The sequence below is a fragment of the Arthrobacter sp. E44 genome (assembly GCF_041877125.1).
Taxonomy (GTDB): Bacteria; Actinomycetota; Actinomycetes; order Actinomycetales; family Micrococcaceae; genus Arthrobacter.
Genome location: NZ_JBHDJA010000002.1, coordinates 76,809 through 86,225 on the forward strand (window position 1 = coordinate 76,809; position 9,417 = coordinate 86,225).

Below are 9,417 nucleotides of genomic sequence, written 5' to 3' on the forward strand. Positions count from 1 at the left end.
CGAGTTTGGGGCGGGGCGGGGGTGGCTACGCGGCGAGCACCGCGGGCAGCCCGGTGAGGGCCGGGATGGTGATGTCCGGTGACTGGAAATAGGAGGGGTAGCGGGCGCCGGTGCGGTTGATCCACACGGTCCGCAGCCCGGCTTTGGCTGCCCCATGGATGTCCCAGGGGTGCACGGCAACCAGCAGCATCTTGGCCGGGTCTGCTCCGGCCGCAGTTGCCGCGTACTCATATGCGGCCTTGGCCGGTTTCCAGGCAGGCGCGTCCTCCACGGATAGGAGCAGCTCGAATTTGTCCCTAACGCCACCGGCAACCAGCAGTTTGTCCGTGTTGGCGGTGGCGCCATTGGTTAGCGTGACCAGCCGGTGCCCGGCCGCCGCGACGGCGCGGATGCCGTCCGGGACGTCCGGGTGAAGGGACAGGTTCTGCATGGCAGCCATGACGCGTTCGACGGCGGTCTCCAGGTTTCCGGAGATCCCTTCGGCTCCCAGCAGGGTGCGGAGGGCATCGGCGCCAATGGTGGCGAAGGACGCCTTGCCCCCGCTGGCGGTGAGGGCGAACCCGTCACGCAGGAGCGTGGCGAACCAGAGTTTGGCCAGCCCGCGAGGCGCCCCGACCTGCGCGAATGCCTCGGCGAGCGGGCCCATGTCGGACAGGGTCTCATTGACGTCAAAAACGATGACCAATGGTTGGGACATGATGTTCCTTTCCTGTTCCGGCGGGCAGCCCCACCGCGGAGCCGCCCGCTACTTGGCCGGGTATTTGTTGGAGCGCAGGAGCCGGGCCAGGTGCACGGCGTTGCGGGCAAGCCCGGCATTGGTGGAAGCTACCGGGTCCGGGACCTGCTCAAGGTCCATGAAGTCCACGGTCTGCATGGCCTCGCCCACCCAGTAGGTGCCGCCCTGGGCTGGAAGGCTGAAGCCGACGTCGTTCAGTCCCTGCATCATGTCGGCGATGGTCTTGTGGGCCCCGTCCTCGTTTCCCACCACGGCAACCGTGGCAACCTTTCCGTACATGACCGGCCGGCCGTCGTCGTCCGTTTCCGACAGGTCGGCGTCCAGGCGCTCCATGACCTGCTGGGCGACGCTGCAGGGGTGGCCCATCCAGATGGGGGTGGAGAGGACCAGGATGTCCGCGGCCAGGATCTTTTCGTGGATTGCGGGCCACGCATCACCGTTGCCCATGTCCACCTGCACGCCGCGCTTCACGTCATGGTCCACGATGCGCAGTGACTCGGTGGCCACCCCGTGGCCTTCCAGTTCGTCAAGGATGTGCTGGGCCATCAGCTCGCTGCTGGACGGTTCCGGGGACGGGGTGAGGGTACAGATGAGGGCAAGAGCGGACAACGTGGACATCAGCGAAAGCTCCCTTGATTTTCTCGACCAAAATAGTCAGTCTACTTAGTAGTAGATCACACGGCAGCCGCCCGCACTATGGCCGGCTGCCGCCACCTATACCGACCTGCCTGCCACCCAAGGAGGCCTCCACGGAGTTGGAAGTAATGCCCGAAGGAACGATCCGCGTGCCTGCAGCACTGCGGATCCTTTTCGGCTGGCTTCTCCTGGCTGCGCTGCTCGTGGCCGCAGCCTCCTACTCGCAGGGCACCCGGTACGCGCTGGTGGCTGAGCCTGGCCCGGCGCCGTCCGTGGTCCAGCACGCAGCCGCCCTCCACTCCCCTGCGCCCCAGCACCATGCGTGCTGCGACCGCTACCCCGCGCCACGCAGCGAGCCGGCGCCAACGAAGGCGGCCGCGCCGGACCCGCCAAGAGCTGCCGCGCCAGCCGCCCTGCAGCATGTACTGCAGGTGGCGCAGGAGCCCGAGCCCCGGCGGCAGGCGCTGACGCTAGACCAACTCTCCATCAGCCGGACGTAAACGGGCACTTCCGCCCACCCAATCCACTGACCACAACCGGAAACGAGAGACCAAAAATGACGCACGTACAGTCCATGCTGGACACCTACCCCAAAGACCTCGGCAACCTGGACAAGGACAAGCTCGCCGCATGTATCCAGGCCTGCTTCGAATGCGCCCAAACCTGCACGGCCTGCGCCGACGCCTGCCTGAGCGAAGACATGGTCGCGGAGCTGACCAAGTGCATCCGCACCAACCTCGACTGCGCGGACATCTGCGCCGCCACCGGCAACGTCCTCTCCCGCCACACCGGGTACGACGCGAACATCACCCGGGCAGTCCTGGAAGCCTGCCGTGCGGCCTGCAAGGCGTGCGGCGACGAATGCGGTGAGCATGCCTCCATGCACGAACACTGCCGCGTCTGCGCCGAATCCTGCCGCCGTTGCGAACAAGCCTGCGCCGACCTCCTGGCTTCCTTGGGTTGAGACGCCCGGGAAGAACGGCTCCCGTGCTTTAAGCAAAACAACGCGGGGCTCCGCCGTAACGGCGGAGCCCCGCGTTGTGGTCTACAGGCTGACTGTTTACTCGGCTGCACCGTTCAGGCTGGCCAGTGCCTTGCGGAGGCGGGTGCCGGCGTCGTCCGCCACTTCCTTAACTGAAGGTGCGCTGCTCAGCTGCACCATGGTCTGCGGATCGATCGCCTCCACAGTGGTTGCATCGGCTGCACTGTTCCGGCGCACCACCACGTTGCACGGCAGCAGGGCACCCATTTCCGGCTCGGCGGCCAAGGCGCGGCTGGCAAGGGCCGGGTTGCAGGCGCCAAGGATGACGTAATCCCCGACGGCGTCCGCGGCTTCAGCGCCAAGCTTGGCTTCGAAGGTGGAGCGGACATTGATTTCGGTCAGGATTCCGAACCCTTGCGCGGCGAGGGCTTCGCGGGTGCGTTCCACGGCTTCGGCCCAGGGAAGGGAGACGGTGGTGGCCAGGGTGTAGGTCATGGTGCTCCTTTGAGGTTGCTGCCGGTCCGCTGATGGGGCGTTGGTTTATGCCAGGGAGAGGAAGAGCTTCTCCAGGTCCTTGCGGTCCATGGTTGCGTCCTTCTGGACGATGCACTGCTCCAGCCCGGTGGCGATGATGGCGAAGCCGGCCCGGTCAAGAGCCTTGGACACGGCCGCCAGCTGGGTGACAACGTCCTTGCAGTCCCGGCCTTCTTCAAGCATCCGCGTGACGGCGGCAAGCTGGCCCTGGGCCCGCTTGAGGCGGTTGATCACGGGCGTGAGTTCAGTGGGGTTCAGTTCCATAAGAGGTGTCTCCATCGATGGGGTGCTGCGCTCAACTATATACCCCCATGGGTGTTTTGACTACCCCCGGGGGTATCTGTAATACTCGGTCGGGTATCCCCCAGACCCCTTCCGAGAGGCCACACATGACATCCCCTTCCAAAGCAACCGCCGTTACGGCGCTTGCTCCCGAAACGCTGCAGTCCTGGATCACAGAGCACCAGGACCTGGTGGTGATCGACGTTCGCTCTGCAGCCGAGTTCGAGTCCATGCACATCCGCGGTTCCTACAACGTGCCGCTGCCCTTGCTCTCCGAGCACACCGATGAACTCGCCGCCCGGCTGGGCTCACGCGTGGTCCTGGTCTGCCAGTCCGGCGTCCGCGCCGAGCAGGCACGCCAGCGGATGGCCACCGTCGGCCTCGATACCGCCTACGTCCTCACCGGCGGGGTTCCGGGCTTCGCCGCTGCCGGCGGCGACGTCGTCAAGGGCAAAGACCGCTGGGACCTGGAGCGCCAGGTCCGCCTGGCCGCCGGCTCCCTGGTGATGCTGGGTCTGGTGGGCGGCAAGTTCGTCTCCCCCAAGGTCCGCATGCTCGCCGGCGCCATCGGCACCGGGCTGACCTTCTCGGCCGCGACCAACACCTGCGCCATGGGAAAGGCCCTGTCTGCCATGCCATGGAACAAGGCCGCCAACGAACCCACCCGCGAAAGCGCCATCCTGCAGCTTCCCGTGCAGACAGCTGAAGCGGGCGCGGCAGCATGATCCCGGCCCTGGGACTGGGGCTCGTCGTCGGCGTCGTACTGGGCGTAGTGGGTGGCGGCGGGTCCATCATCGCCGTTCCTGCCCTGGTGTACGGCGTGGGCATGAGCCCCGCCCAGGCCATCCCCACCTCACTTCTGGTGGTGGGCATCTCCTCACTGGCGGCCCTGCTCCCCCGCCTCCGCGAGGGCCTGAACTGGCCCGTCATCGCACTGGTAGGCGCCGCCGGCATCCCGGCGGCCTGGGCGGGAGCCGCCGTGGGGAAACTGCTGGACCCGAACATCCTGATGCTCGCATTCGCCGTGATCATGGTGGTCGCGGGCATCCGGATGCTCAAGAAGCCGCGCGAAACCGAGGGCTCCTGCAGCACCGGGCCGCGCCGGGCCTTCCGGTCCTGCGCCCCGAAAGCCGTGGCTGTGGGCGTGCTGGTCGGGTTCCTCACCGGGCTGCTGGGCGTGGGCGGCGGCTTCCTCATCACCCCCGCACTGACCATCTTCCTGGGCCTGCGGATGAAGCAGGCCGTAGGGACTTCGCTGGCGATCATCGTGGTCAACTCCGCCGCCGGGTTCAGCGCACACGCAGCCGGCTACACCATCGACTGGGCCACCACCCTGGCGTTCGCAGTCCCGGCCATCCTGGGTTCCGTCTTCGCCGCCCGGCTGGCCCGGCGCCTGCACGACAAGCACATCCGCATCTCATTCGCGGTACTCATCTTCGCCGTCGCGGCGTGGGTCACCGCCGGCACGGTCACCGCCTGACCCCGTTACAGAGGAGAACATCGTGGGATTGATCGATTCCCTCAAGAAGGCCTTCAGCAAGCCCTACAAGACGATTTCCGTGGCGCAGGCCAAGGAACTCCTGGGCTCCGGCGCCACGCTGATCGACGTCCGGTCCGCCCAGGAATGGCGCACCGGCCGCGCACCCCAAGCCAAACACGTTCCCCTGGACCGGCTGCAGACCAGCACTGCCGGAATCCAGAAGGCCCGGCCGGTGATTGCCGTCTGCGCCTCCGGCGTCCGCTCTGCCTCGGCGGCCAGGCTCCTCGCCGCCAAGGGATATGACGCGTACTCGGTGCGCGGCGGCATGGCCGCCTGGCGCCAGGCCGGCGAAACGATCCGCTGACCCAACTCCACCCCACCAGCCGCAACCCATTTCAAAGGAGAACTCCCATGGCTGAAATCACCATCACCGAAACCGACCAGCGCCGCTCTACCGCCCACATCCTGGATGTCCGCGAGGACTTTGAAGTTGCCGAGGGCATGATCCCCGGCGCGCTGCACATCCCGATGGGCCAGCTGCAGGCCCGCCTGGGCGAGCTCGATCCGGCCGTGCCCGTGATCGCCGTCTGCCGCAGCGGCAACCGCAGCGCCGCCGTCGCCGATGCCCTCAACGGCGTTGGCTACAAAGCGGACACCATGGCCGGCGGCATGACCGCCTGGACACGCGCCGGACTCCCCACCACCTAAGCCTGCCCGGACCCGCCCTTCCCTGATCGACGGCTCCCGCCGCACCGCAACTCAATTGGCGGCAGTCCCCTTGCGTTATACCCCCGGGGGTATCTAAAATAGTTGCCAGAGACAAATACTCCCCCTACCTGAAGGAGAGCACCCCATGCTTATCGAGCGCATTTACGACGAAGACCTCGCCCAGGCCAGCTACCTGATCGGCTGCCAGGCCAAGGGCGAAGCGATCGTGGTGGACGGCCGCCGCGACATCGCCGTCTACCAGGAACTGGCTGCCAAGAACGGCATGAAGATCGTTGCGGTCACCGAGACCCACATCCACGCCGACTACCTCTCCGGCACCCGCGAACTGGCCGCCGCCACCGGCGCCAAGATCTACGTCTCCGGTGAGGGCGGGCCCGACTGGCAGTATGAGTTCGAGGGCGAGCGGCTCTACGACGGCGACATCATCACCTTGGGCAACATCAGCATCAAGGCCGTCCACACCCCCGGCCACACCCCGGAGCACCTGTCCTTCCTGGTGACCGATGGCGCGTTCAGCGACAAGCCCGGCTACCTGCTCTCCGGAGACTTCGTCTTCTCCGGCGATCTGGGCCGGCCGGACCTGCTGGACGAAGCAGCCGGCGGCGTGGACACCAGGTTCGAGGGCGCGAAGCAGCTGTTCGCCAGCCTGCGCGACAAGTTCCTCACCCTGCCGGATTACGTCCAGGTCCACCCCGCCCACGGCGCCGGCAGTGCCTGCGGCAAGGCCCTGGGTGCCATCCCCTCCTCCACCGTCGGCTACGAGCGCCTCTACGCCTGGTGGGGTCCCTACCTCGCCGCCAACGACGAGCAGGGCTTCATCAACGAACTCCTCGACGGCCAGCCCGACGCCCACGCCTACTTCGGCCGCATGAAGCGCGAAAACCGCGTAGGCCCGGACGTCATGGGTGAACGCACCCCGCTGCCCGAGCTCTCCACCGGAATCGTGGCCGCAGGACTGGCGGAAGACACCCTGACCTTCATTGACACCCGCTCCAACAGCGAGGTCCACGAAGGCACCGTGGTCCGGTCCCTGAACGTTCCGGCCGGCAAGTCCGTGGCCAGCTACGGCGCCTGGGTGGTGAACCCGGAGACGGACAAGAACCCGCTGGTGCTGCTGGCCAAGGACCAGGAGCAGGCGCAGGACATGTGGGATCACCTGGTCCGCGTGGGCATCGACAACGTGGCTGGCTACTTGACCAGCATCGAGGGACTGCCCACCTTCACCCCCAAGCTGATCCAGCCGGAGGAACTCGAAGGCTTCGACGCAGCCATGGTCCTGGACGTCCGCAACAAGACCGAGCACAAGGCCGGGCACGTCCCGGGCTCGTACCAGCTCAGCGGCGGCCGCGTCATGTGGCACCTGGATGAGCTGCCGGTTGGCGGGACCATCGTGACCTACTGCCAGTCCGGCGTGCGGAACTCCGTAGCCGCCAGCGCCCTGCGCCGTGCCGGGTACGACGTCGTCGAGCTCGACGGCAGCTACGCCGCCTGGAACGCGTGGCGGAACAGCGTCCCCGCCGCCTAACCCAGGCGACCACAGACCGCCCGGGCAGGCCCCCCCTCCTGCCCGGGCTTCCGGCCCGGGCGTGCCCCCACACGCCCGGGCCACCCTTTGCCCAAACGGAACGGAACCACTCGATGAACGGCACAGCACTCCCGCGCCGCAGCACGGGACCAGCGCCTGCGGTGCTGGGCCTGCGGCAGAACCTGGCGCAGTTCATGCTGCTGGTGGCCGTCAACGCGCTGGTGGGCGGCACGCTGGGCCAGGAACGCACCGTCCTGCCCCTGCTGGCCGCGCAGGAATTCCACCTCGACCAGTACACCAGCGCACTGACCTACATCCTGGCCTTCGGCCTGTCCAAGGCCGCGATGAACTACTTCGCCGGGACGCTCTCTGACCGCTACGGCCGCAAACCCGTGCTGGTCGCCGGCTGGCTGGCAGCGGTACCCGTGCCACTCATGCTCATCTTCGGCCCCTCTTGGGGCTGGATCGTGGCAGCCAATGTGCTGCTGGGCATCAGCCAAGGCCTCACCTGGTCCACGGCAGTCATCATGAAGATGGACCTGGTGGGCCCCAAGCAGCGCGGCCTGGCCATGGGCTTCAACGAGGCCGCGGGCTACCTGGGCGTAGCCGTGACTGCGCTTGCCACCGGCTACCTCGCCACGGCCTACGGCCTGCGGCCCGCCCCCTTCCTCCTGGGCGCCGCATACATTGCCCTCGGCCTGGGACTGACGGTCCTGGCAGTGAAGGAAACCCACCACCACGCCAGGACCGAGGCCTTCCAGCACGTCGGCAGCCAGGACAGCGCGCACGCCGGGCTCAGCACCGGGCAGGTCTTCACCCTCACCAGCTTCAAGGACCGGTCACTCTCGGCGGCCAGCCAGGCCGGCCTGGTGAACAACCTCAATGACGGCCTGGCCTGGGGTCTCTTTCCCGTCCTGTTCGCCGGTGCCGGCCTGAGCCTGGGCCAGATCGGCATCCTGGCCGCCGCCTACCCCGCCGCCTGGGGTGCCGCCCAGCTGGTCACCGGTGCCGCGTCAGACCGGTGGGGCCGCAAGTGGTTCATCGCGGCGGGGATGCTGGTGCAGGCCGCCGCCCTGGGGATCATCGCCTCAGCGCACGGCTTTGGGCCATGGCTCGCCGCCGCCGTCGTCCTTGGCCTTGGTACCGCCCTGGTCTATCCAACCCTGCTGGCCGCCATCGGCGACGTGGCCCACCCGGCCTGGCGCGCCCGCTCAGTGGGCGTCTACCGGCTGTGGCGCGACGGCGGATTCGCCGTCGGCGCCCTCCTGTCCGGTGTCCTCGCCGACCTTTACGGCATCCCCGCCGCCATCGCCGCCGTCGCGGTTCTCACCGCAGCGTCCGGTGTGGTGGTTGCCGTCCGGATGCGTGGCAACGACCACGCTCTGCGACAGGGGCAGAGTCAGGACTCGAAGTAGGTGCTTGTGGCCGAGCCGTCGATGCCGGAGACGACGGAGCGGGCGCCACTCCTGCCTTTGGAATCAGCCCGCCGATTCAACGAACCGCCGGATCTCCTCCGCCATCCGTTGAGCCTGCGTCCAGTGCAGGTAGTGCCCGCCTTCGAGGGGCAGGACCTGGTGCCGGGTGACGTTCTTCAGCAGGTTCTCCGCGGCGGCGGTTTTGGTGGCAGTCCTGTCATTTTTTTCATCGGCGATGAAAGCGAGGACCGGGAGGTCATGGGGGTAGGTGACGCCCCGGAGGGCAGCCGCGTTGTTGGCGATGCGCGCGGTTTCATCAGCCACGGCAGGATTGCCCACGTTCCACACCGTCATGGTGCGCATCCGCTGCAGCTCCTCGTCGGTGTAGGCCTTGCTGTCCGGGTCCATGAGGCCGGGCGCCAGCGCGGCTACCACGCGGACCACGCCGAGGGTGGCCAACAGTTTGGCCCAGTTGATCCCCGGCTGCGGCTCCGCCACCGGCTGGTCCCCCGGTTTGGGAATGCTGACGTCGATTCCCACCACGGCGGAAACCTCGGAGCGGTACCGGTTGGCGTAATCCAGCAGGTAGAACCCGGCAATGGAGTGGCCCGCCAGGACGTAGGGCTGCCGGACCTGGAGCTTGGCCAGCACCTCGTGCAGTTCGTTGCTGATGTGTTCGTTGGTCCGGGCACTGGCCTCCATGTCGCTGTAGCCGTACCCGAACCCTTCCACCACGATGACGTCGAAGCCCTTGAGCTCGCGCATCAGGGGCGCGAAGTCCAAGCCGGGGGCCGCAGTTCCCAGCCCACTGAGTAGGATGATGGGCTGGCCTTGGCCCCCGGTGGAAGCGACGCCGTCGCTCCCGCCCTGGGCGGTGCCGTTCGGGGATGCCCCGCTCCGGACCACGTTCAGCGATCCGCCGTTCACCGCTACCCTCTCGCCATAGGGCACCAACGTTGCCCTTTCCTGCTGCTCCAGGAGCAGGTTGGCCACGGTGGAAACGAGGACCAGCCCAAGGACAACCAGCGCCGTGATCCCCAGGCGGCGCGGCCAGCGCCGTCGCCGCCGTGGCTTTACCGGGTCCTGCACCGGCGTTCC

13 protein-coding genes are annotated in these 9,417 nt (G+C 67.5%); 8 read left to right on the forward strand and 5 right to left on the reverse strand.

Annotated features, from left to right (window positions below; genetic code table 11):
* Positions 1–25: 25 nt before the first annotated feature.
* The gene (locus ACETK3_RS02460) at positions 26–697 is read right to left on the reverse strand and encodes a haloacid dehalogenase type II (protein ID WP_236799418.1); all 672 of its coding nucleotides are present in this window, start codon (positions 695–697) and stop codon (positions 26–28) included.
* A 48-nt stretch (positions 698–745) separates the two neighbouring features.
* Positions 746–1,354 carry a flavodoxin family protein gene (locus ACETK3_RS02465; RefSeq protein WP_236799419.1) on the reverse strand — a complete coding sequence of 203 codons (609 nt, stop codon included), beginning with the start codon at positions 1,352–1,354 and terminating at the stop codon, positions 746–748.
* Between the two features lie 167 nt (positions 1,355–1,521).
* On the opposite strand from ACETK3_RS02465, the gene ACETK3_RS02470 reads away from it, so the two are divergent.
* Both ACETK3_RS02470 and ACETK3_RS02475 read left to right on the forward strand, forming a co-directional pair.
* Positions 1,522–1,872, forward strand: coding sequence for a hypothetical protein (locus ACETK3_RS02470; RefSeq protein WP_237428815.1), 351 nt, complete (start codon positions 1,522–1,524; stop codon positions 1,870–1,872).
* A gap of 56 nt (positions 1,873–1,928) precedes the next feature.
* The gene (locus tag ACETK3_RS02475) at positions 1,929–2,336 is read left to right on the forward strand and encodes a four-helix bundle copper-binding protein (protein WP_236820352.1); all 408 of its coding nucleotides are present in this window, start codon (positions 1,929–1,931) and stop codon (positions 2,334–2,336) included.
* Positions 2,337–2,432: 96 nt separating this feature from the next.
* Here ACETK3_RS02475 and ACETK3_RS02480 read toward each other — a convergent pair whose 3' ends face one another.
* Complete coding sequence (locus tag ACETK3_RS02480; protein ID WP_237428816.1) at positions 2,433–2,849, reverse strand: DUF302 domain-containing protein; 417 nt, start codon at positions 2,847–2,849, stop codon at positions 2,433–2,435.
* Positions 2,850–2,894: 45 nt separating this feature from the next.
* On the reverse strand, positions 2,895–3,152 hold the full coding sequence (locus ACETK3_RS02485; protein ID WP_142117514.1) for a metal-sensitive transcriptional regulator: 258 nt from the start codon (positions 3,150–3,152) through the stop codon (positions 2,895–2,897).
* Positions 3,153–3,277: 125 nt separating this feature from the next.
* On the opposite strand from ACETK3_RS02485, the gene ACETK3_RS02490 reads away from it, so the two are divergent.
* From ACETK3_RS02490 to ACETK3_RS02515, 6 genes are all read left to right on the forward strand, one after another.
* Positions 3,278–3,895, forward strand: coding sequence for a rhodanese-like domain-containing protein (locus ACETK3_RS02490; protein ID WP_236799422.1), 618 nt, complete (start codon positions 3,278–3,280; stop codon positions 3,893–3,895).
* Positions 3,892–4,650 (forward strand): sulfite exporter TauE/SafE family protein, encoded by a 759-nt coding sequence (locus tag ACETK3_RS02495; RefSeq protein WP_236799423.1) that lies wholly within the window; start codon positions 3,892–3,894, stop codon positions 4,648–4,650. Before ACETK3_RS02490 ends, ACETK3_RS02495 begins: the two co-directional genes overlap by 4 nt.
* A gap of 22 nt (positions 4,651–4,672) precedes the next feature.
* Positions 4,673–5,014 carry a rhodanese-like domain-containing protein gene (locus tag ACETK3_RS02500; RefSeq protein ID WP_236799424.1) on the forward strand — a complete coding sequence of 114 codons (342 nt, stop codon included), beginning with the start codon at positions 4,673–4,675 and terminating at the stop codon, positions 5,012–5,014.
* Positions 5,015–5,061: 47 nt separating this feature from the next.
* Positions 5,062–5,358: a rhodanese-like domain-containing protein gene (locus ACETK3_RS02505; protein WP_236799425.1), complete on the forward strand. Its 297-nt coding sequence runs from the start codon at positions 5,062–5,064 to the stop codon at positions 5,356–5,358.
* 145 nt (positions 5,359–5,503) lie between these two features.
* The gene (locus ACETK3_RS02510; protein WP_236799426.1) at positions 5,504–6,904 is read left to right on the forward strand and encodes a rhodanese-like domain-containing protein; all 1,401 of its coding nucleotides are present in this window, start codon (positions 5,504–5,506) and stop codon (positions 6,902–6,904) included.
* Between the two features lie 113 nt (positions 6,905–7,017).
* Positions 7,018–8,319, forward strand: a complete 1,302-nt coding sequence (locus ACETK3_RS02515; protein ID WP_236799427.1) for an MFS transporter — start codon at positions 7,018–7,020, stop codon at positions 8,317–8,319.
* Positions 8,320–8,382: 63 nt separating this feature from the next.
* Here the strand turns inward: ACETK3_RS02515 and ACETK3_RS02520 are convergent, their stop codons facing one another.
* A complete protein-coding gene (locus ACETK3_RS02520) occupies positions 8,383–9,408 on the reverse strand; it encodes an alpha/beta fold hydrolase (protein WP_237428817.1) in 1,026 nt (341 codons plus the stop codon).
* Between the last annotated feature and the right edge of the window lie 9 nt (positions 9,409–9,417).